The organism is Enterococcus sp. B2E4 (assembly GCF_030499455.1).
In the GTDB taxonomy this organism is placed as follows: Bacteria; Bacillota; Bacilli; order Lactobacillales; family Enterococcaceae; genus Enterococcus_D; species Enterococcus_D casseliflavus.
This window is the reverse complement of record NZ_JAUKPK010000011.1, coordinates 170,807-193,678: the sequence shown is the minus strand read 5'-3', so window position 1 is coordinate 193,678 and position 22,872 is coordinate 170,807. Positions and strand designations below refer to the sequence as shown.

Sequence of the window (22,872 nt, the reverse complement as noted above, 5' to 3'; positions counted from 1 at the left end):
ATTTTCGTTTATTTCACGAATGGTCAAATTACTTTAATGAGGGCTTATCTTTGCGCGTAACGTACAGATAGCTACCTGTTAAAAGGACTAGTAGACCTGCTGAAAGAATCGCCAGCCACCCATGCCAATTCCCTCCTGTTTCAGGAAGAGACACTTTCACTTGATTGGTGACGATCAATTCTATTTGATTGTTCTTTTCTCCAGAAACAAGAAGATTCGGCTGCAATTTTTCGTCAATCAAGACACTGCCATCCTCTTCAATCCTGATTTTCACAGGTGCTGTTAAACCAGCATAGCCTGTAGGCGTAACAATTTCTTCTAAGGTATAGCTGCCTGGTGTTAGATCATGGAAATGAAATACCGCTAGCGATTCTTGGGATTCTGGTAATTCTATCGTCTGACCGTTTCCGCTTAAGCGAAATTTGGCTCCCTCAAGCGCTTGTCCCAGTTCATCCTGTTTATTGACCACCAAATCAAAAGGTTTTAACTGATTGCCATGGGTAAGAGTCCAACAGTTGGCATCTGCAGCGACGTTTTCCCCTTTATACTGGATCTTTCCGTCTGAACCAACGACAAACTCATAATCACCAGCAATCGTATCGTATCCAAGCGGACCGGCTGTTTCTGAGATGCGATAAGCGCCCGGCTCAAGGATCGTAAATTCAGCCATCCCCACGTCATTCGATGTTTCTGAGGCAATTTCTTGATAATCCCCCGCTGCTGTTTTTTGTTGCAGAGAAAAGACAGCCCCAGCTAACAGTATTTGCTGCTCTTTTTGTACCGTATATTTTCGAATAGCAACTGGAATTTCTGTAAACGGATTGGTGATCTCCAGCGTAATCGTATGATCGTCCACTGTGACGGGTTGCCCATCGATCGTCGTATTCCCTTGCGCATCGATATGAATTAGCCACTCTGTCTGCTTAGACAAATGATGTCCCGCCGGTGCAGTGACTTCCTCCAAACGATAGGTCTGATCTTTTTGCAACACAGTATCTGCTGGCAGCCCATACGTTCCATCCCCTTGATCCACAAGGGTCACTGTCTCTCCTGCCCCCGTTAATTCAAAAACGGCACCTGTCAGCTTCACCTCTCCTACAGCGGATTTTTTGATCAGGTTTAATGCCAAGGGCACAAACGCCTTTGTGTTTTTCCATGTATAAGCGTCCACTTTTGTCGCTTCATAACCTGCCACTGCTCGTTCATTTGTGACTTGATAATCAAAAGTTTCTCCTTGATTGTTATACAGCGGTAGTAAACGGGTTTCTTCGTACTCCGTCCCATCCTTTTCAGAAAGCGCGTAAACCTTGCTTCGTTCCCAAGTTGTCTGGTCTTGGGCATCGGTCTCAGTAAGTTTGAGATACCCTGTTTGCCAGCTTTTCTCATTGCTGACAGGACTCCTGCTTATTTCAAAATAGATCGTTTCAGGACGACTGGAGGTATCGCCATCGTATTCTTCCCAGTGCTTTTTGATCGTCACCTCCTTCCCAGGTGCTTTGGCGGATGGCACACCAAACAATGCCTTTTGATCGGACTGATGATTCGGATAAAATACCGTTTCGCCATTCATTTGATACCAAGTATCTGGTTTAAAATCCGCTGCTTCTGTTTGAATCCGCACTTGATAATGAATTTGCAGTTCTTGCCCTTCGCCTAAATAAAGACCTGAAGCATGGATTGTATTGTCAGACATCGAAATGTCAGGCTGCACCGTTAGAGCAGCAGACCCGACACTTTTGACGGACAAGCTATTTTCTTCGTAGACAAATGGCTGCGAAATGGGGTCAGTAATCTCGCCATCGGTGACTGTTGTCGAAATGTGAAGGGCTTTTTTCTCGAGATAGTCGGCAATATCCGCTGCTTCATTCGCTGACTCATAATAAAGATGGCCGTCTTCATCAGCAGAAACCATCTGTCTCATTTTTTTCTCGACATCGGTCTTTGTATACCCAGCGGTTTGATCTCCTTGCAGTTGAATCCCCAACCCATGAATCTCGATGCCGCGTTCTTTTAACGCCATCGCTTCACCAATCGTGGCGATAAAGGTATTGTTGATCCATTTATAATTGTTCTGTTGATCAAACGCAAAATAGCCATTGTAGAGAAACGATGTATTCATCGGCTGGTCTTGAGTAAGAGAAAAGACGGTTCCATAATAACTGCCGTCTGCCTGGGTATGCACTTTAGACACATGATAACTGTAGGTCGGTACACCATCTGTTAGCAAAACGATGACTTTCTTATGTCCGTTTTGCGTCGATAGCATATCCCCTGCTTGACGTAGCCCCCTTTGAGTAAAAGTACCCCCAGCTGCTGTTTCTGGCGTCATCGATCGGATCGTCTCTTTGACTTCAGAAAATTTTCCTAATTGGCAGGTTTTGTTTTGATAATTGCTGCCATCACTGGAATAACCGACATAGCCCATGTAGACACTATCCTGAATGCCGCTTCCTTCAATTTGATTCAAAAAGCGATCCACGCCTTTTTTCACTTCTGCGATCCGTCCCATCTCATTCATACTGCCTGACCAATCCACTACCAACACGACATCGATGGGATCAATTTGACGTTGAACATTCCCTCGTACATTTAGGTAGACATCAAATAGTCCTGGGGTATTCGTCTCTTTGGCAAATTTTCGTAGCGCGAAATCTGCTTCGTCTCCTACACCACCATATTCAATATATGAATGGGTCAAATTTGCTGGATCGCCATTCCATGTAGTTATGCCGTCCCACGTTTCGCCTGCATCCTTGTTCCCCTGATGATTTAAGACGTTACTGTTTTCATCAGTTTTCCAGTTCGCCACAGGATACGTCCCGCTTTGGTCTGTCGTATAATCTGGTTCAATCGAAGCAAAAGTTTGTGAAACGGTCGTTTTTTGATAAAGACGTTCTTGTTTAAATGGTTCAATGAGCGTTTCCTCTTCAGAAGCACTTGTCGCCGTTCCTGTCTCGTTTGTCTCTTCCTTCGTTTCTTCGTTCGAAACTTCTTTTGAACTTTCAGTCGACGCTTGCTCCGAGGTCGACTCACTCACGGCTTCTGAAGAGGATCCAGTGCCAGAATTGACTTCTGATGTTTCTGAAGAAGCAGAATTTGTGGCAAGTGGGATTTCAAAAACTGATTCATTCGAAGACAGTAGGTTGTGCGATTCTTCACCTTCCTTGTCATATTCTTCGATCTGAATCATCAATTTTAGCTTTTTCGTTTCTTCAGGCAGCTGAAAGATTAGTTCTTGTTCCGTTGGTGTTTGCAAGAAAGCTTGGGTTGTAAGCCAAGACTGTGCGGAATCATCCTTGACTTGAGTCATCTCTTCATTGCTTGTTTTTAGTAACAACTGTTCCTTCGTATCATCGATCGCGTATAGTTGTACCCAGAGACGCTGCTGTTTGTTTTTTTGCGGTAGCTGATAGCATAAAGAAAATTGAGTGCCCTCTTGGTGACCAGTCAGTTTGATCTGCTTCGTTTCAGCAATAGTGATCGTATGTTCTTCTTGTGCACTTGCAGTCCCGTTTGTTTGCAAACTCGAATAAATGAAAAATAGTATCCCCCCTAACATACAGAAAATGAAAGAGAACCAGTGGTGTCTCTTTGTCAAAAACATAAAAAGACCTCCTTTCAAAGAATCAAAAATTACAAGCTGATCATAAAAGAAAGAAGCAAAAGACACCTCTTTTTTTTATTTTCTGAAAAATAGAACTAATTGGCACACCTGTAGTTATTCATAAGAAAAAAAGTTGGTTATTTTAAAGTTAATTCATTATCGATATGTTATTTAATAATGTAAAAAAATATCGTTTTTCACCTGCGATTTCTATTTTTGTTCTTTATGAGACAGTTCTATGAAAAATTTGTCTCAATTTTTCTAAAAAAAAGCAAAAGTTTTGAGACGTGTCTTTACACCGTTATATAAATACGTTATTAATAAAACAAGAAGGTGATCATTTGATTGAAAAAATACTCTTAGATACCCGAGCGTTAGACAAAATCGGACTCTACGGAAAACTATTATCAATTGCTCCGGGTGAATACAACCTAGAGTTCGTGAAAAATCTGACCCACTTAAGTGCAACACGATTGAAAAGTTTACTTTCCTCGATCCAAATCGACTTGCAAAACCTCTCCCCAGTGAATCTTTCATTACATAAAAACACCCTGAATCTTCCTAAAAATTTGATTGAATACAACCAATATCAGCAATTTTTAGCGCAAGAAAGCATTTCTTACAAATTATTGTTAAGCATCTTGACCAATCAAGATGAAAGTTTACTGGCATTTTGCCAAAGAAACTATATCAGTCGTTCGACTTGCTTTCGGCAAACAAAGAAGCTGCAAGACCATTTGAAAGAATTCAACGTGACGTTAAATCAGTCCGCTATGGCACTTACAGGTTCGGAGATGGTGATTCGCATCTTATTGTTTAATTTTATCTGGCACATTTCTTTAGGAGATAGTTTGGCGAGGGCATTTGATCAAGAGATCGAAGAACTTTTTGTGACTTATGAAGGAACGAAGTACAAAAGCAAGTATGAGATTGGCAAAAAAGAAGCCTTGCTTCATTGCAAAATCTGTCTATTTCGTATCAAGAATGGTCACGCGACAAATCTTTATCAGTTAACGAACCAGTCCTTTATTCCCAGTGGTGAAAATCTTGATTTCTTTTCAGCGTTTTTTGAAATCATTGATTCAGCGATAGATATTCTTGAGATCAATGCTTTGTTTTTCCTTTTTTATTACTGGCCGATGCTAACTTCAGCGGCAGACGTGCGCCTTCCGATCATTCAAGACTGTTACAAGCATGAAAAATCGGAGTTAAAGGAACTGATGGCTGAATTTGAAGCACACTGCCAAAAATTTCTCTGTGATTTTGATTTCGACCATCAATCGTTTCTTTATATGAATACATATCTTACATTGCTGAAGTTCTGCATATTCAAGCAAAAAGTCCCTCTTTTAAATTTTTTCGAAACAACTGTAATCAAAGATAAGTACCCATTACATACGATTTTGACAAATACGATTCAGAGTTTTTGGCGTAAAATAGCAAACCGCAAAGGCTACGAGTGGTTAAAAGCCTGTTATACGGATCTTGCTTTTTATCAAGCGTGTTTGCTTTACCCCATTTACATCGAAAAGGAACAGAAATATAAGCTTAAAGTTGCTTTTGTCTATGTATCCAATTACTTGGTCTCAATGGAAGTGTTTAATATATGTGAACGATTGCCCTATGTTGAAATTGAACGGATCACGCTGCCCACAAAGGAACCCTTTGACTTTTATATTCTGAGTTCCCCACAGCTTTTACCTCCTTTTACAACCGAGGAAAACACTGCGATCATTGATTTTTGCCGCTACCGTGATTTTGAAACGAATCTATGTCAGAAACTCTTGGCTGCTTTTAATGAAAAAATACAAAGAATAACTGCCAATAGCGCCTAAGTCCACCCTTTTCTCGATACAAACCACATCCTTTTGAAAAGGGATCATTGCTATACAAAATCCCCCCTTGGAATCAACAGATGATTCCAAGGGGGGATTTTTATTAAGAACATTCTATTTTTCTCAATCTAAATCAGCCGAATATGAGTCAATGGATAATAAACAAAGCGGGCATTGCCTAAAATCGCATCGCCTGATATAGGACCAAAGGAGCGGCTATCTTTAGAGGCACGTCGATTATCACCAATGACAAAATAACTGTCTTTGCCTAATTTCTCCACGCCCAATAAAGATTCCAAATCAAAATCATTGGTATAAGAGGCAGACTCATGATCGTTGCTGCGGTTTTTCACTAGAAAATCTTCATCTACCGGTTCATCATCAATGTAAAGCTGATCATTGACATATTTCACCGACTCACCCGGCAAGCCAATCACCCGCTTGATATAGGTCGAACCATCTGGCAGCTGGAAAACAACGACATCAAAACGCTGGATCGGTGAAATCTTTTCGATGACTACCATATCTCCTTGTTGCAACGTTCCTTCCATGGAGTTCCCTTCAACAGGAACCGGAATCAGTAAAAATGCCCGAATCAAGAAGGCTGTTGCAAAGGCGATCAAGGCATATTTTACGACTAGCCAAAAACGATCGATCCACTGTTTCTTGGCATTCACAAATCTACCTCCTCTCCGATTTATTCCTTACTTATTTTTCTGAAAGCAAGGACAGTGCTTTTAAGTACGCTGGGTCCTCTGCTTTGAGTTTTTCTGCTACTTCTTTTTCAATTGCTTGGGCAGTGTCGGCATCGACTTCACCAGTTGCCTTTAGGTTATGAGCTTCTTGGAAGGCTTTCACAGCTGCAGTCGTCTCGTCATTGAAGGTATCGCCGCTCGTGGCGTACCCTAACGCTTTAAGAAATTGATTCAGATTGTTGACAGCCGTTGACGATTGTCCAGCTTTTAAGGCATTATCACGAGGTAATGGCGGGAAATACGCATATTCTGGATAATCCTCTTCATAGTCTGGCATCACACCTTGATCGTTGACCCAATTTTCATTCGGTGTCAGCCATTTCATGACTGTCATTTTTAATTCACTATTATCCCCCAGATCCTTCACATTTTGAACGGTCCCCTTACCAAAGGTTTCCGTACCAACAACTGGGATATCCGCTGATTCTTGCAAGGCTGCGGCAAAAATCTCAGCTGCGGAGGCACTGCCGCCGTCGACTAAAACAACGACTGGCTCTGTGACTTTGAATCCTTCATCCAATGCTTCGCTCGCTTTGGTCTCACTGACAACCCCTTGATTGTTGGCAAACTTCACGATCGTTTGACCGTTTTCTAAAAACATACTTGCCATGATCTGGACTTGATCCAGCAATCCACCAGGATTTTGTCTTAGATCAAGAACAAACGACTTCGCACCGTCTTCCCGCAACTCGGTGATCGTTTCTTTCAACTCAGCTGCTGTGTTTTCGGCAAAGGAGGTAATATCAATTCGACCGATCGTATCATCATTTTCAACCAGTTCACCATGGACCGTTTCGATTGGGATCACGTCCCGAGTGATTTCCACATCAAAGGTATCTGCTCCACGCTGAATCGTTAAGGTCACCTGCGTGCCTTTTTCCCCTCGAATCTTACTCACGACTTCAGACAATTCCTGTCCTTGCGTATCTTCCCCATCAACTTTGACGATTCGATCATTCATGCGCAGACCACTTTTTTCTGCAGGGGTGTTTTTGATTGGCGCTTGTGCGACCTCGGGATAGTCTTCCACGATCGACAAAGTAGCACCGATCCCTTCAAAACTTCCTGAGAGGGACTGATCCAAGTTATCCGCATCTGATTGGTTCAGATACGTCGTGTAAGGATCGTCAAGTGCATCGGTCATCCCTTGAAGAGCACCCTCAATCAATGCATCCTCATCGACTTCTTGGTAATAATTCGCAAGAATCTGGTCATACAACGACTGGATTTTCTCCATCCCGCTGGCTTCTGTCGACGTTTCTGTCGCCGGCTGTGTCGTCTGCTGATTTTGCTGGGCTGTTTGCCATAAGTAGACACCGCCTCCCGACAAAATCGCGACACAGACAAGAGAAACGATATATCGGCTTGTCGTTACATTTTTCATTCACAACACCTCTCTGAGAAAAAACAACTTCGTTCTGAGCATTTGTGCAGGCAAAACGAAGGACGTTTTTATTTGTTATTTTCGAGATACTCTGCCCAGATACGATCAAAAATATCCATGGATGGCAAATAATCAACGTTTAGTTCCAGATAAGAAGAGACTTCATCATAATCATCACTGTGCTTTGGAAACTGAATATCATGACTCGCATGAGTGGCAAAGATCTGAGCCTCATCTGTATGACTCGGACCTTTGACTGCCATTAAATAGCTATAAAAACTTTTACGCATGTTCTTGCTCCCAATGATCTTCTAAAAAGGCTGCTCGACGGGCATGATTGCGAGCAAAATTTTCAGGATTCTTTTTGTAGTACTCTTGATGTTCTTCTTCCGCTAAATAAAAGGGTTGCGCTGGTTCGATCGTAGTCACGATCGGATCGGTAAAGCGACCGGAAGCCTGAAGTGCTGCTTTGCTGGCTTCGGCTTTTTTTCGCTGCTCTTCGTTAAAATAGAAGATAACCGGACGATAATTGTCGCCGCGATCTTCAAATTGGCCAAAAGCATCGGTTGGATCTGTTTGCTGCCAATAAATCGTCAAGAGCTCCTCAAAACTGATTTTTTCTGGGTCGAAAATGATTTCTACTGCTTCGGTATGCCCTGTTTGATGGCTTTTGACTTCTTCATAGGTTGGATTTTCGGTATGTCCTGCGGTATAGCCAGAAAAAATCGAATGCACCCCTTCGAGTTCATCAAAGGGCTGGATCATACACCAGAAACACCCACCTGCAAAAATTGCTCGTTCCATTATTCATCCTCCGTTTCAGCTGGTAAATATAAGCTCATTTGAATTTCATCATCTACAAGATTGATTTTGTTTGCCTTGATGAACAATCCGTTTTGCATGCGGAATTGATCCAATCGTATCAGTATAATTTGTTCATCGGCATTGACATCGATCCATTCGGGAAATTTAAAACTACGTTTGATCATTTTCATTACTTCACTGGTGGGCAAATCCAAGGTGCCAATCGATAAACTTTTGGCTTTTAATTGGACATTGCCTTCTTCTGTCACATAAGGATCAAAATAGAGATAAAACGTGATAGGAAACCCTAATACTTGAAACTCGCCTGTTAAGAGTGCTTCGTTTCTCAGCTCAAAATTATATTTTACCTCTTGATCCTTTTGAAAATCAGATAGATAAAAATCAATCAATTGATTGACTTGGCTTTTGTTGCTGTTAACGGTCAGAACAGGACTGCCCTCCCGTTGAACAAGTTCAGCACTTTCATTTAAGCCAGTTTCTCGCTGCTGAAAAATTCTTGAAGCAAAGAAAACCGTTGTCCCCAAAAGGATGCCGACCAGAACTAGAAAAGCAATTTTCCAGTAGTTGATCGATTTTTTAGTGCTTGCAGCTGTTTTTTCCAGCTGCTTCTTTGATTCGCTTGGTTTCATTTTGCTTCCTCCTCTAGCAACCAATAGTTTTGTGTTTTGATCACTTCATCGCGAACGGCATTCGCCATCAGTTGATACCCAAGATTATTGGGATGGAAGCGGTCGCCTTCATACAAAACATTGTTGGTGATATTATTCCCGACAGCTTGCGATGAGTCGGTAGTCGCCGACGTGCTGCTTTGTGTCTCATCAGCATTTGGTGCCGATGACTCAGGTAAACTTCCAGTGTCGGTTGTTTGTGTTGTTTCCTCAGTTGCGTCTTCTTCTGTATCCGCAATACCGACCTCATCGCTTAACCCTTTATAGAGCAAATCGTTGATAGGAATAAAAAAGGCATTTTCTTGCTGATTGACGAACGTTTCCGTCTGTTTATTCCAGTTATCAATGATCGTCTGCATGTCGGTGATCTCTGGAAAGTTCAGATAAAATGGATTGTAAATACCCAAAACATAGATTGGGGCATCGCTATTTAGTTCACGGATTTGAGCGAATAAATCTTTTAAGCGTTCATTATATTCTGCCATCGGTTCCGTAAACGTCTCGATACTCAGACCGAAGAAATTGCTTTGAATCACTTTTAAGACGTCATTTCCGCCGACGGTCAAAGTAATCAGGTCCGCTTGACTAAGGTCTTGGCGCAAGTCTTCATCATTTTTGACTCGTTTTAAAATCTGGTCGCTTCGTTCACCAGCGACCCCATAATTTTTGGTTACTAAATTGCTCAGATCATAGCGGTCCTCTAGATCTCCTGCCAAAATAGGCACAAAGCCGCCCCGAGCTGTTTCATCCCCAACACCCTCTGTCAATGAATCCCCAAGAGCGAGGTATTCAATGGCGGATTTTTTCGAATCATTGGCTGCTAGCTTATCCACAGGGGTCAGCAGTGGTTGCGCTTTGGGAACAGCTAAATGAAACAGTACACCCGTTCCAACGGCTATCAGTCCCACAACGATCAAATAAGTTACTAATTTCTTCCATTTCACAGGTATTCAAACTCCTTTGTAATCTTTGCTATTTTAACAAAATTCTCATAAAATTCCTAGTCGCAATCCTTCAAACTTAAGAAAGAAAACAGCTCCCTACTCTCTGAATAGACAAAGAATCGCAGCTTCATTCTGCTTTTTCTTCCTTTCAGCTTTTCATACACCAAAAAGCGATTCGTCGTCAAACGAATCGCTGAAAGGAAGCACCTTTTTTATTCCGTACTGTAAGTGATCGCAAACGCACCTCTACCTGTATGAGTGGCGATGATCGGTGTTGTGTGAAGCAATGGGATCTCCAAGTCAGGAAACAATTCTGCTAGTTCTTTTTGGAAACGTTCCGTGATTTCTAACCCTTCTGCATGAGAAATACCAATTTTCGTCACTTTTGGCATATTCTTCAATTCTGCTTTTAATTCCTCAAACCATTTATTGAACGTCTTGACGCCGCGTCCTTTGACGACTGGAATCAGTTCTGAATGATCAAAATCCATGATCACTTTCATGTTCAGTAAGCTCGATAAAAGACCTTTGGCACGACTGATGCGCCCACCTTTTACTAAGTTTTCTAACGTTGAAACGCCGATAAATAATTTCGTATGCTCACGCACCAGATCCACTTCTGGTAAAACTTCTTCTAGTGTCTTACCGGCTTTAGCCAATTCTGCTGCCCGAATCACTTGAAAAGCCAACGCTTGGTCTGTCGTGTCGCTATCGATCACGGTGACTTTGGCTTTTGATAAATGACTGGCTTGACGAGCCGCTTCCACAGTTCCACTAAGACCTTTGGTCATATGGATCGATAGTATTTCACTGCCATCTTTGCCTAATTCGTCATACAGTTCTACAAAATGACCAATCGGCGGCTGACTAGTTTTAGGTAATTCTTTGGCTTGCGCCATCATTTGCATAAATTTTTCTCCCGGCAGCGTTTCATCATCTGGATAAACGACACCATCGATCATTACAGATAAAGGCACGACATGGATAGCCAAAGCATCACGGACACTTGGTTCCATCGTACTGGAAGAATCTGTCACAATTTTAAGATTTGCCATCATATATTCACTCTCTCTTTAAATCAAGTCTTTTTTCGTGGTAAAATAACCACAGACCATTTATACTAAGTATAACAGAGAGAAAATTTTTTTTCATCTAATTTCGATTCGAAAGGACGGTGCCGAATGCAGCACATGAAGTTTAGTCGCAGATATTTGATCGTCAATGAAGTATTAAATGCAGTAACCCACGGGATCGGATTAGGACTGAGTATCGCAGGACTGGTCATCCTCTTAATCAAGGGGGCAAATCTAGGGTCACCTATCCACATCGTTTCCTATGCCATTTATGGGTCGATGATGATTTTGCTTTTCCTCTTTTCTACCTTATTTCACAGTTTGATTTTTACCAAAGCAAAAAAGGTCTTCCAAGTCTTTGATCATGCCTCCATTTTCTTGCTGATCGCTGGAAGTTATACACCTTTTTGCTTGCTTAGTATCCAAGGCTGGCTTGGCTGGTCACTCTTTGTCTTGATTTGGCTACTAGCAATTAGCGGCATCGTTTATAAGTCACTGACTCTTCATAAAAAAGAGACCGTCTCAAAAATCTCCACCCTGATCTACATCATCATGGGCTGGTTATGTGTTATTGCCTTTAAACCTCTGATCGAACATTTAGGCTACTGGGGAACATTTTTACTAGCAAGCGGTGGTGTTTCTTATACTGTAGGTGCGCTATTCTATAGTTTAAAATCCGTTCGGTTCATGCATGTGGTTTGGCACTTATTCGTTATGTTAGGTGCTGGACTGATGTACTTTTCCGTCTTGTTGTATACCTAAAAATGAAGCACTGCTTATAAAAAAAGAACAGGAAACTTTCGCTGCAGAAAGCTTCCTGTTCTTTTATTTTCTACGATAAAATTCAAATTGATGGGGATAATGGTTCTTTTCATCGACGATCCCATCAATCACATGATCAAGTTTCCATTGCGTCCAATCAATCTCTGGGAAATACACATCTCCGTTAAATTCCGCAGCGATCACTGTACGGTACAATTGATCGCAATCGTCAATCATCGCTTCAAAAACACCTGCTCCACCAGTTAAAAAAACGGGATGCTCTTGCTGCTTCACATACGCCAAAATTTCCTCACGGTCATGCATCACTAAGGCGCCGTTGGCTTGATAATCCCGATCACTCGTCAAAACGATAGTCGTACGCTGTGGCAGTAATCTTTTTCCCATGCCTTCAAAGGTTTTGCGTCCCATTATAATCGTATTATTGATGGTTTGCTCTTTAAAAAATTTCAAATCATTCGGCAAATGCCACGGCAGTGTACCATCCGCTCCGATCAACCCCTTTTGATCTTGTGCCCAAAGTGCGATCAACATAAAAATTACATCCCTTCTGTATAAAATGATTCCGAAATAATAGCAGCAACCTGCAGCCGCTGCATCAGCTGAAAAGCTGATTCATGCTCAAATGGATCTTTGTTGCGCTCCTCAAAGCGCAAGCCATCACAGGCTTGGTAAACAATTGTGCCGCCGCTTCTTTGGACATTTCGCGGCCATTCCCCATCGTTTAAATGCGCGTTGTTGTTTTTCAGCAAGGTCGGTATCAGGGAGATTGGAAAGAGAGCACTACCAGCTGCGATATCAACTTCTTCTATTTGAAAGAAGTCAGCAGCGATCTCGTTGATCAAGCGCTCCGTTCTTTGCCACGTTTGCGGATGACTCGCAAACGCCCTTGCAGTTCGTCCTAGGATACAATACGTATTCGCAGATAAAGGCTTTTTGCTTATTGCCACTAGTTCTTCGGGATAGGTCTTCATCCACGTCACCACGCGATCAAAATCACAAATATGCAGCGAATCCAAAGCTGGCAGGTGGTGCTGGGCAGCAAAAACAAGCCTTCTGCGGGCATCCGCTGCTCCTTTTGCTGGTATAAAAATGGCAGTACACTGCTGATTTGATCGAATGGCTTCCTTTAGCTCTGGCACTGTTTCTTCGGATACGGATAGCCAAACTGCATCATAGTGCTGATGCAAGAAATCGATGACTTGCTCAATGAGCGCTACAGTAATCGATCCAGCATGTCTCTGATGAAAGGTCGCCGCAAAGCCTCGCTTGTGGGTATTTACCATTACGCCTCATTCCTTTCTTTATGAAATGAAACCCAAACAACCACTTAAACTGCGATCGGTGCTTTGATCGTTGGATGCGGATCATACCCTGCCAAGGTAATATCTTCCATTTCAAAATCAAAAATCGACTGTTTTTCAGGATTTAACTGTAAGGTTGGCGCCGGACGTACCGAACGAGTCAACTGTTCCTTCATTTGTTCCATATGATTGCTGTACAGATGAGCATCGCCTAATGTATGGACAAAATCCCCGACTTCTAGTCCAGTTTCATGAGCAATCAGGTGCGTTAATAGAGCATAACTAGCAATATTGAAGGGAACGCCTAAAAAGACATCGGCACTGCGTTGATACAGCTGACAGCTTAAGCGACCCTTATGAACATAAAATTGAAACATTGTGTGACAAGGTGGCAACGCCATCGTCGGTACATCTTCAGGATTCCATGCGGAGACGATCAGACGGCGAGAATCCGGCGTCGTTTTGATCATGTCGATCACTTCTTTGATTTGATCGATAAACCCGCCGGTACTTTTTTCCCAATGCCGCCATTGATACCCATATACATGGCCCAAATCGCCGAAAGTTTCAGCGAAAGCATCATCGGCTAAGATTTTTTCACAAAATAGTTTCAACTCATGTTGATACTGTTCATTGAAAGCTTCATCCACTAAGGAACGGCGACCAAAGTCTGTCATATCAGGACCTGTATAAGCATCACTTTTAATATAGCGTTCAAACGCCCATTCATCCCAAATGTGGTTATTATGTTCCAGCAGGTAGCGGATATTGGTATCTCCCTTTAGAAACCACAATAATTCGCTCTTGATCAAGCCAAAAGGAACTCTTTTTGTTGTCAGCAAAGGAAAGCCTTGGGACAGATCAAAACGCATTTGATGACCAAAGACACTGCGTGTTCCCGTTCCTGTACGATCACTTTTATCATTGCCTTCTGCTAATATTTTTCTTCCTAGATCTAAATATGCTTGTTCCATCGTTCTCTCCTTTACTCTACACAAATTCGCTCAAATATTCCCAACGATCCATTTTTTCTGCCAGTTGCGTTTCAACCTCGCTGATTTCTTGCTGTAATTTTTGCAGCTTAGTAAAGTCCGCGCCATGATGATTCATTTCTTCGGTCAAAGCGGCTGCTTTTTCTTCTAATGCCGCGATATCATCTTCAATCGTCGCCCACTCTTTTTGTTCCATATAACTCAGTTTCTTTTTGACAGGCGCTGCAGCAGACGCCTCACTTTCAGCAGAAAGTGAATCGGTTTTTGTTTCTTTTGGCTCTAGTACACTCGAACTAGCTTTATTGGTATTGGCTGCTAGATATTCATTGATGGAACCAAAGTAGGACGTAATCCTACCATTTCCTTCGAAGATCAGCAATTTTTGGGCAACTTTATCTAAAAAGTAGCGGTCATGGGAAACAGTGATGACTGCACCTGGAAATGTTTCCAAATAACTTTCCAAAATCGTCAAGGTATCAATATCCAAATCGTTGGTCGGTTCATCTAACAAGAGAACATTTGGCTGTCCAATCAATAGCTTGAGTAAAAATAGTCGTCGTTTTTCCCCACCAGACAGCTTGCCGATCTTGGTGCCATGCATGGATCGCGGAAATAAAAACTGTTCCAGCATTTCGGCGACACTGACTTGGGAGCCATCCACTTTTTGCACTTCCTCGGCTGCTTCTTGCAAATAAGCAATCATTCGCTGATCAGGGTTCATCGCTTCAATCGTTTGCGTATAATAAGCCATTTTCACAGTCACGCCCATCGTACGCTCCCCTTCTTCTAAAGGCAGGCGACCAGCTAAAATATTGAGCAACGTCGATTTGCCCGCACCGTTTTCTCCTGTGATCCCTAAGCGTTCTCTTGATTGAATCAACAAATCAAAGTGAGACAAAATCGTTTTGTTTTCAATCTGATAACTCGCATCTTTTAGCTCTAAGACTTGCTTGCCTAAGCGTGTCGTAGCAACATCAATGGCCACTTCGCCGTTTCGTTTTACTTGATGTAGGTTTTCTTTTAAATCATCGAAACGATCGATCCGTGCCTGTTGTTTCGTTGTACGGGCCTTCGCTCCAGTGCGAATCCAAGCCAACTCATGTTTGTACAACTGCTTGCGCTTGTCTTCTTGCGTCTCCTCCACACGTTCTCTTTCTGCTCGAGCATGAAGATACGTCTCGTAATTGCCCTGATATTCATGTAGCTTGCCAAAAGACAATTCAAAGATCCGATTAACGACTCGATCCAAAAAGTAGCGATCGTGGGTCACCATCAATAATGCACCCCGATAATTTTTTAGATAGCCTTCCAACCATTGGATCGCATCATAATCTAAGTGGTTAGTCGGTTCATCCAATAACAACAAGTCTGGTTCATCGATCAATACTTGAGCCATAGCCACTCGTTTCTTTTGACCTCCAGATAACTCACTGACCTTTTTTTCTAACTCATTGATCCCAAGTTTTTGTAAAATGATCTTGGCAGTTGTATCTGTATTCCAAGCATCGGCTTTATTCATCGCTTCTTCTGCCAACTGATAATTCCGTTGCGTTTGTTGATCCAAGCCATTATTCTCTAAGGCAATCAGCGCTTTTTCATAGTCACGAACAACGCGAATCAGCGGACTGGTGCCTTGAAAAACAGCATCTACAACAGATAATTCTTCTTGTAACTGATTGTCTTGAGTCAAGAAACCGATGCGATAATCTTGGGCGGCAAATACCGTTTGGCGATCGCCATCTCCGCGATCCAAACCGGCCAAGATCCGTAACAAACTCGATTTACCCGTGCCATTGACACCGATCAAACCGATTCGATCTTTTTCATGTATCAGAAAAGAAAGCTGATCAAACAGTGTTTTTTCACCATATGTTTTGGTTAATTCACTTACTTTTAATTCTTTCACAGAATCCCTCCTGAGTTTTTTCTTCGCTCATTGTACCACATTTCATCAGCGGAAACGATGAGAGAAAAAAATCAATTTTTGTAAAAAAGAATGCCTTCGTCAGTCTACTCCTTCTGATCATCGATGTTGATCATCTTTTAGGAATAACCTGACGAAGACACTCCATAAAACGTGCCTCAAGTTGTGCGCCTCTTGAGACGTATTATCGGCGAAACATTCGCTGTTTCGGCTGTTCTTCTGCTCGAGACATCGCATACGATTCTAACAGATTGACATTGCGTCGGTATTCATTTGCCGAAATCGTTGAGATTTTCTCAGCCACTTCATATTCATCGATCGTCTTGCGCTCAAGGTAATAGCCCCAAAGGACTTTCTTAACAAAAATCGGGTCTTGCTCGATCATGATCGTTTCAATGAAATTGCTGTGTTCAAATCGTTTTATGCTCATTTCTCGTTGACGAATAAAGAAATTGATCAGCGAGGAATCATAGACATCTTCTAAATTGCTCAAACTATGAAAAATATATTCACTGTTCTTTAAGTAAATTTTTTGTACTTCAGAAATGTCTCGTTGCTTCAAGGCAGCTTTTAGCTGCTGCTGTCTTTGTAAAAACAAGCGAGGATGAATCAAAATACGGATAAATCGCTGAATAAAGAAGAGCCAAAAACTAAAGAATGAGAGAATTTGTTTTGCGAGGGAATGCTGTTGCTGAGAAATAAACCGTGAATAAAAACGGTAGCCATTTAAGCTGACTTTCCCATTTCGATACGCTTCATCCAAGCCGTCTTGTTCGATCGATAGGATCAATCCTTGAATTTCTTGGATTTCTTGTTTTTCTGAATCAGTCAAACTATTGCGATACAACTCCCAGCGCCGATTTTCATAGGAATTGATGACAGCATCGATCGCTAAACGGCCTTTATCCGAGAGTTCCTGCTTTTCTTCTGCTTCCAATTGTTCGATGACGTCTTCTAAGATCAGCAAGTGATTGAAGTCGACGCTTTCGGCAGCTTCCCCATCTGCCAAGTATGGCAAGACCATCACGCTGATGATCAATGTCAGTAAGATCACACAAGCGGTCAAAAACAGAAGCAAGCCTCTTTCATGAAAGGGTGCATCATGCACCATCACAGGCAAAATAAAGATGGCTGCCAAACTGACTGTTCCCTTGACTCCGCCAAAAGTCAACAAGGCGACTTGATTCATTGATACTTGTTTTTTTGACTGTAAAAACCAATAGTAAAACAACAAAAAGAGAAAACGAACAAGGAAGATCACCGCCGTGATCACCAAAATCGTAATCACTAGATGCCAGTTTGCATAATTATTGCTCTCCCAGATTGGTGAAAATACTTGTGACAACTCGATTCCTAGAAAAAGAAACACCAATGCATTCAATGTAAAGACAATGGTCGACCAAGTACTTTCTGAAATGTTCGCCAGCTCTGCATCAAACAACGAGATCCGTCGTTTTCTTTGGGCTTGGGCTACACCTGCCACAACGGCTGCGATGATCCCTGAGACCCCGATCATTTCGGCCAGCAAATAGGCAGCAAATGGCAAGAGCAGTTCGATCAATAAGTATACTGTGACATCTTGTGCCGAGATTTTTTCAATAAAGCGCAAAATTCGACGTTTCAGCCACACGATCAAGTAACCGACAAGCCCGCCGCCGATACTAGAGAATAGGAGCTGGAACCCTGCGTTGGCTGCTGAAAAGCTCCCGGTGGTCAAAGCTACGATAGCAAACTGCAATGCGGTAACCCCTGAAGCATCGTTCAGTAAGCCCTCGCCTTCCAGAATGTGCATAATGTTTTTGGAAATTTTCAAACGTTTTGCTAATGAGGAGACTGCCACTGCATCAGTTGGTCCTAACGCAGCACCAAAAGCGAAACAAGCAGCCAGAGGAATCGTGGGCATCAACCAATGGAGCGTTCCGCCGACAGCAAACAGTGTCATTAAAACGCCGCCAAAAGCCAAAAACAACACGATCTTGCTGTTTTTGAGGATTTCAGGTACATCTGCTCGTTCTCCTTCACGAAACAGCAATGGTCCAATGATCATTACTAAAAACATTTCCGGTTCAAAAGCGATTTCCTGTCCCATTTCTGTTAAACCTAATAAAATTCCTAAGATGATTTGAATAAAAAAGATCGGTACCGAGGGTAATATTTTGCTCGCCACATTTGATAACGTGACGAGAATTGCAATGATAATGACGAGTTCAATAAATTCCATCCATTACCCTCTTTTCTTTCGAATAGCTAATAACAGCTCAAGAAAATCTTCTTTTTTCAAAAGGATCTTATCGTTTAGAAGACCTAACTCCTTTTCGTTATTTTCAATTTCGCATTGGACACGCCGTGATTCCAAGCGGTAAAGATCGTGTTTCATTCGCTCAAATTTACGAAAAAGCAATGGATTTTTCCGTTGCAAGTACTCACGAATCTCTTTTTTTTCAGCTGGTGTAAATTGTCCCAACTGTTTCATCAGTTCTTGTTTGCTTAAACATTCCTTGTTCATGATTGTGCTTTGGGCCCCTTTTATTATCAGTTTATCTTTTTATTTATCGTATAAATCAAAATTATCTCTTGACCGCTAGTATTCTAAGCCAATCATTCAAAAATAGCAAGTCTTTCTCACTAAAAGATGGTTTTCTATCCGCATTCTTATAAACTAAAAAAACCGCAGCTTTCACTGCGATTTTTTGTTTATTTCATATACAAGTCGTAATAAGCATCCATGATCTCTTTCGCGATTTGAATATTGGGATGCGTATCGGTGTCTCCTTTTAATTGAGGCATCACGATCGCAATCGCAATATCCGCATCACTGCTTGGACCGTAGGCAACGATGTTTAAGTTAACTAAGCTGATGGTATTGCCATTACTATCCACGATGGGTGTTTCGGCAGTACCTGTTTTGGCAGAGACTTCCATTTTCGCAGAAGCCAAGCCTTTGGCAGTTGCCCAAGCATCCGTTCCATGAACCGCATCGTAAAAGCCATTTTGGATAATTTGCATTTGGGCATCTGATAAACCAACCTCGTTCAATACCGTTGGTTCGATGTCCTCAATCAGCGAACCTAGTCCGCCTGTTTCATCATTGTCGTAGATTCCGTCAACGATGTGAGGCTGCAATCTTTTGCCACCATTAGCAACAGTTGCTGCATATTGTGCCAGTTGCAGTGTCGTATAAGTATCAAACTGGCCGAATGCTAAGTCGAGGATCTTTCCGCCATCACTGACAGGGTCCATGTTCTCAATGGATGTGCTGATACCAGTTGCTTCTCCTGGTAAATCGATACCTGTTTCAGTTCCCATACCAAAAGAGGCAAAAGAGGAACGGAGTTTTTCGTAGACATCCCCTTGACGATCCACTGTTGGAATCGAGATGCCTGACTGATAATTGATGCCCATCAAACGTAAAGCGACTTGCATCATATAGGAGTTAGAAGAAACTTCTAACGACTGCTCTGCAGAAAGATTGCGATTATTTGCCCCAGTTGGGTTGAAAATAGAAGCTTTTACATCGGAGCCGATTCTGATTGGCTGATCCAGCAGCACTTCATTGCCGTTTAAGACGCCGTTTTCCCAACCGGCAGCCAAGGTTCCTGCTTTGACGACGGACCCTGGTACAAAGGAATTAATAAAGGTACCAATGGCATTTTCCTGCATTTCATTTGATCCCGTGTCATGATGATACCCGGACATGGAAAGGACACCGCCGGTTTTCGGATTTAACGCCACTGCGTATACCCCTGGGGAATACTCTGCTGCACCAGAATCAATCAGTTTTTGAAAATTGTCTTGCAAAATCTTGTCAACTTTCGCTTGAAATTCAGCATCGAGTGTTAAAACCAGATTATCCCCCTTTGCACCTGCAAAGGTTTCTTTTTGACTTTCAATATTGTTGTTGTTGTCAAGCGATATTTCAGAGATGGATTTTGTTCCTTGTAAAACTTCTTCATATTGTTGTTCCAAATAACTACGGCCAACGCGATCATTACGTGCGTAACCTTTTTCTAAGAATTCGTCTAGAACTTCTTCAGGTATTCCTTGTTCTTCACTAGTCACCGTTCCGATCAAACTAGCCAGAGAACTTCCTTCAACGATCTTTCGTGTCCAATCGGTCCCGGTGGAGATTCCTGGTAAATCGACCATGTTTTCAGCAACAACTGCCAATTCTTGGTCAGACACATCCGACGTCTTTATAAAGACCGTACTCAAGGATTGTGCGCTGTTCATCCGCTTGAAAATCGTGGCTGCTTCTAATTCGGCATCGGAGAAATTGATTTCTTCCTCGGTCACTTTCTCAACGGTTGCCGTATATTGTTCAGAAGTACCTAAAGAACGCTCTTCATCACTCAATCGTTCAGTTGCTTTTTCAAGATTGTCTTCATCTGCCAACCAAAAGTCCTTAAGATCTCGATCAGACAAGTTTTTGTCGACTGGCATTTCGATCAACTCGCTCAATTTTTTGGCCGTTTCTAAAAGATCTTGAGCGGTCATTTTGTTTCCCCGGGTAAAAGTGATTGCTGCATTGGCTTGATTTTCCACTAAAGCTTTCCCAGAAGCATCGTAAATCATCCCCCGAGGGGCACTTCCTTTTACTTCCACTACAGATGAAGCTTTCAATTGCTGCTCAATATTGTCGCCATTGACGATCTGTAGATAGCCTAATTGGACAATCAATGATACAAACAAAGCAAAAATAATAAAAAACAAAAAGTTCAATCGAAATGGAACATGAGATTTGCGATACGATTTGGCCTTTGGTTCTTCTGGCCCCTTACGTATCCCTTGGACAACTTTATCTTTCAAATTCTTCATCTCATCTATCCTTCCAATCTATAATGACTACTGTCCTATTTTACCAAAAAATTCGATCTGAAACAGAAAAAACAAAAAATATCCATTAATCCTTAGAAAAAACTATAAAAACTCAACGATATCTGCCTGAATGTTTCACAGATAGATTGTTTCATTTTCACTCTTTCATGAAAAAATTGTTTTTTTAAGCTTTCTTATGTTTTTTCATTTGTTGATTTCGTGAAACAAGAAATACATTTCAGTTTTTGTGGAAAACTAGATTAATTGAATCGATGGGATCTTTCAGATAAACGAAAAATCGACACACAAGCAGTTGCCTATGTATCGATTCCGCTATCCTATCGAACAGTTGAAGGAGATGTGCAAAGCGACACACCCTCAAATGATTGAAAGACAGCTATGTGGTTTTATTCACTCGCATCCTCACCATCGGAAAACACTGCACTGTCATCATAGAACTGATAGTTCACGTAGCCTTGCGTATGTTCATCTCCTTGTGAAAGCTGATTGTTTGGAGGGAGGGCCAGTTGTTCTCTGAGTGTATTTTGCATGTGTAAGAGCTGATTGACCCCTAAAAGCTGATAGTAGACATCATTCAACATTTGCCCTTCCCCTTGCAGCTGCTCTTGATGAATCGTCGTAAAAGCCGGTAAATAGTTTTTTCCGATATCCAGCATATCGTCCCATGTCAGATCCGTCTTTGAATTTTTCTCAACTGCTTTTAATATTTTCTGATAATTATTGACTCCATCCAAACTCATTACTTTTTTTAGAATTTTTGTTACGACCTCACGTTGTCTTTTCTGCCGACCAATATCTCCCTCTGGGTCTTCTTTACGCATGCGTGCATAAGCTAGACCAGTTTTCCCATTTAAAGTGATTTTTCCTTTTGGAACATGAACCCCCTCTAGCGTAAAGTCGATATCATTCGTTACTTTGATCCCCCCAACTGCATCAATCAAATCTCTCAGGCCTTGCATGTTGATTGTCACATAATGATCAATCGGTATATCCAAAAGATTTTCCACAGAATCCATTGCCATGGCTTCTCCGCCAAAAGCATATGCGTGATTTAACTTGTCTAGCGTTCCATACCCGACGATTTGAGTAAATATATCCCTATCCAAGCTAACAATCGTAGATTGCTTTTTTTCTGGATTTACTGTAACAACCATCATGCTGTCTGAACGGCCTTGCTCAGTCCTTCCTAAAGCTCCGGTATCAATTCCTAGTAACAAGATGGAAAAAGGCTCTCTTTTTTCAATGTTGACAGTTTCTGAACGCCTTTTTGTTTTTCGATCTACTGGTTTAGAAATATGTTCAAAAGTTGAACTTGTATCTTTATAAACTTGCAAGCCGTACACAGTTAATCCGATAATTCCCAGGACTAAAATCCCTAATGTTCCTATTACTATTCTTTGATATTTTCGCATCTTGCACCTCGTCCTATAAAAATAACAATCGACTAAATTTTCGCACAATTTATATCATACAGCAATCTCATTTGTTATAAAACTTTTGTTTTAATAAAAATGTAATGTAAATGAAACAAAACGAAAGGATCCCTCACTTGAAGGAAAGAAATAATTTTCTCATTCTTTTCCTTAATGGTTTTGCCAGAAACTAGCTAGGACGAAAAAAACCTTGCTTAGCTGCAAGGTTTTCAGTCGATTCTGTAATTAAGTATTTAGACTTTGGTTACTTCCGCTGCCTGCGGTCCGCGGGCACCTTCAACGATCGTAAATTCAACTTCTTGTCCTTCTTCAAGCGATTTGAACCCATCTCCTTGAATGGCAGAGAAGTGAACAAATACATCATCGCCACCGTCAACTGTAATAAAACCAAACCCTTTTTCGTTGTTGAACCATTTTACTTTCCCATGTTCCATAGTGTGTAAAGCCTCCAATAATTATAATCCGACGATTCCGTCGATTTCATTATAGCGGATTATGTAAGCGTTAGCAATAAC

The 22,872-nt window shown here is 41.7% G+C and carries 20 protein-coding genes; 3 read left to right on the top strand and 17 right to left on the bottom strand.

Going from position 1 to position 22,872, the window contains the following annotated elements:
- Positions 1 to 28: 28 nt before the first annotated feature.
- Complete coding sequence (locus tag Q1X33_RS09000; protein ID WP_301969634.1) at positions 29 to 3,604, bottom strand: SpaA isopeptide-forming pilin-related protein; 3,576 nt, start codon at positions 3,602 to 3,604, stop codon at positions 29 to 31.
- A gap of 341 nt (positions 3,605 to 3,945) precedes the next feature.
- Between Q1X33_RS09000 and Q1X33_RS08995 the strand changes: the two genes are divergently transcribed.
- On the top strand, positions 3,946 to 5,439 hold the full coding sequence (locus tag Q1X33_RS08995; RefSeq protein WP_034869322.1) for a helix-turn-helix domain-containing protein: 1,494 nt from the start codon (positions 3,946 to 3,948) through the stop codon (positions 5,437 to 5,439).
- A 128-nt stretch (positions 5,440 to 5,567) separates the two neighbouring features.
- Here the strand turns inward: Q1X33_RS08995 and lepB are convergent, their stop codons facing one another.
- The 7 genes from lepB to Q1X33_RS08960 all read right to left on the bottom strand — a co-directional run bounded on the left by lepB (position 5,568) and on the right by Q1X33_RS08960 (position 11,070).
- On the bottom strand, positions 5,568 to 6,116 hold the full coding sequence (gene lepB / locus Q1X33_RS08990; protein ID WP_005229602.1) for a signal peptidase I: 549 nt from the start codon (positions 6,114 to 6,116) through the stop codon (positions 5,568 to 5,570).
- A gap of 31 nt (positions 6,117 to 6,147) precedes the next feature.
- On the bottom strand, positions 6,148 to 7,578 hold the full coding sequence (locus Q1X33_RS08985) for a S41 family peptidase (protein WP_005229601.1): 1,431 nt from the start codon (positions 7,576 to 7,578) through the stop codon (positions 6,148 to 6,150).
- A gap of 68 nt (positions 7,579 to 7,646) precedes the next feature.
- A complete protein-coding gene (locus Q1X33_RS08980; protein ID WP_005229600.1) occupies positions 7,647 to 7,868 on the bottom strand; it encodes a YozE family protein in 222 nt (73 codons plus the stop codon).
- Positions 7,861 to 8,382, bottom strand: coding sequence for a peptide-methionine (S)-S-oxide reductase MsrA (msrA, locus tag Q1X33_RS08975; protein WP_005229599.1), 522 nt, complete (start codon positions 8,380 to 8,382; stop codon positions 7,861 to 7,863). Before msrA ends, Q1X33_RS08980 begins: the two co-directional genes overlap by 8 nt.
- Positions 8,382 to 9,032 (bottom strand): YpmS family protein, encoded by a 651-nt coding sequence (locus Q1X33_RS08970; protein WP_005229598.1) that lies wholly within the window; start codon positions 9,030 to 9,032, stop codon positions 8,382 to 8,384. Before Q1X33_RS08970 ends, msrA begins: the two co-directional genes overlap by 1 nt.
- Entirely contained in the window at positions 9,029 to 10,015 is a 987-nt protein-coding gene (locus tag Q1X33_RS08965) for an SGNH/GDSL hydrolase family protein (protein ID WP_010749380.1), read from the bottom strand. Before Q1X33_RS08965 ends, Q1X33_RS08970 begins: the two co-directional genes overlap by 4 nt.
- A gap of 212 nt (positions 10,016 to 10,227) precedes the next feature.
- Positions 10,228 to 11,070: a DegV family protein gene (locus tag Q1X33_RS08960; RefSeq protein ID WP_026008095.1), complete on the bottom strand. Its 843-nt coding sequence runs from the start codon at positions 11,068 to 11,070 to the stop codon at positions 10,228 to 10,230.
- Positions 11,071 to 11,196: 126 nt separating this feature from the next.
- Between Q1X33_RS08960 and Q1X33_RS08955 the strand changes: the two genes are divergently transcribed.
- Positions 11,197 to 11,850 carry a hemolysin III family protein gene (locus tag Q1X33_RS08955; RefSeq protein ID WP_005229593.1) on the top strand — a complete coding sequence of 218 codons (654 nt, stop codon included), beginning with the start codon at positions 11,197 to 11,199 and terminating at the stop codon, positions 11,848 to 11,850.
- 63 nt (positions 11,851 to 11,913) lie between these two features.
- Here Q1X33_RS08955 and Q1X33_RS08950 read toward each other — a convergent pair whose 3' ends face one another.
- The 7 genes from Q1X33_RS08950 to Q1X33_RS08920 form a co-directional block, all read right to left on the bottom strand.
- On the bottom strand, positions 11,914 to 12,402 hold the full coding sequence (locus tag Q1X33_RS08950) for a dihydrofolate reductase (protein WP_005229592.1): 489 nt from the start codon (positions 12,400 to 12,402) through the stop codon (positions 11,914 to 11,916).
- 5 nt (positions 12,403 to 12,407) lie between these two features.
- On the bottom strand, positions 12,408 to 13,154 hold the full coding sequence (locus tag Q1X33_RS08945; RefSeq protein WP_005229590.1) for a hypothetical protein: 747 nt from the start codon (positions 13,152 to 13,154) through the stop codon (positions 12,408 to 12,410).
- Between the two features lie 44 nt (positions 13,155 to 13,198).
- Positions 13,199 to 14,146, bottom strand: a complete 948-nt coding sequence (locus Q1X33_RS08940; RefSeq protein ID WP_005229588.1) for a thymidylate synthase — start codon at positions 14,144 to 14,146, stop codon at positions 13,199 to 13,201.
- A 16-nt stretch (positions 14,147 to 14,162) separates the two neighbouring features.
- Positions 14,163 to 16,070, bottom strand: a complete 1,908-nt coding sequence (locus Q1X33_RS08935) for an ABC-F family ATP-binding cassette domain-containing protein (RefSeq protein ID WP_005229586.1) — start codon at positions 16,068 to 16,070, stop codon at positions 14,163 to 14,165.
- Between the two features lie 202 nt (positions 16,071 to 16,272).
- Positions 16,273 to 18,309, bottom strand: a complete 2,037-nt coding sequence (locus Q1X33_RS08930; protein ID WP_005229585.1) for a sodium:proton antiporter — start codon at positions 18,307 to 18,309, stop codon at positions 16,273 to 16,275.
- Positions 18,310 to 18,312: 3 nt separating this feature from the next.
- Positions 18,313 to 18,594 carry a hypothetical protein gene (locus Q1X33_RS08925; protein ID WP_015510017.1) on the bottom strand — a complete coding sequence of 94 codons (282 nt, stop codon included), beginning with the start codon at positions 18,592 to 18,594 and terminating at the stop codon, positions 18,313 to 18,315.
- Positions 18,595 to 18,782: 188 nt separating this feature from the next.
- On the bottom strand, positions 18,783 to 20,903 hold the full coding sequence (locus Q1X33_RS08920) for a penicillin-binding protein 2 (RefSeq protein WP_005229581.1): 2,121 nt from the start codon (positions 20,901 to 20,903) through the stop codon (positions 18,783 to 18,785).
- A gap of 264 nt (positions 20,904 to 21,167) precedes the next feature.
- On the opposite strand from Q1X33_RS08920, the gene Q1X33_RS08915 reads away from it, so the two are divergent.
- Positions 21,168 to 21,293 carry a hypothetical protein gene (locus tag Q1X33_RS08915; protein WP_270787838.1) on the top strand — a complete coding sequence of 42 codons (126 nt, stop codon included), beginning with the start codon at positions 21,168 to 21,170 and terminating at the stop codon, positions 21,291 to 21,293.
- 17 nt (positions 21,294 to 21,310) lie between these two features.
- On the opposite strand, the gene Q1X33_RS08910 is transcribed toward Q1X33_RS08915, so the two are convergent.
- Both Q1X33_RS08910 and Q1X33_RS08905 read right to left on the bottom strand, forming a co-directional pair.
- On the bottom strand, positions 21,311 to 22,336 hold the full coding sequence (locus Q1X33_RS08910; RefSeq protein ID WP_118215613.1) for an LCP family protein: 1,026 nt from the start codon (positions 22,334 to 22,336) through the stop codon (positions 21,311 to 21,313).
- Between the two features lie 254 nt (positions 22,337 to 22,590).
- Positions 22,591 to 22,791: a cold-shock protein gene (locus tag Q1X33_RS08905; RefSeq protein WP_005229578.1), complete on the bottom strand. Its 201-nt coding sequence runs from the start codon at positions 22,789 to 22,791 to the stop codon at positions 22,591 to 22,593.
- Positions 22,792 to 22,872: the final 81 nt, after the last annotated feature.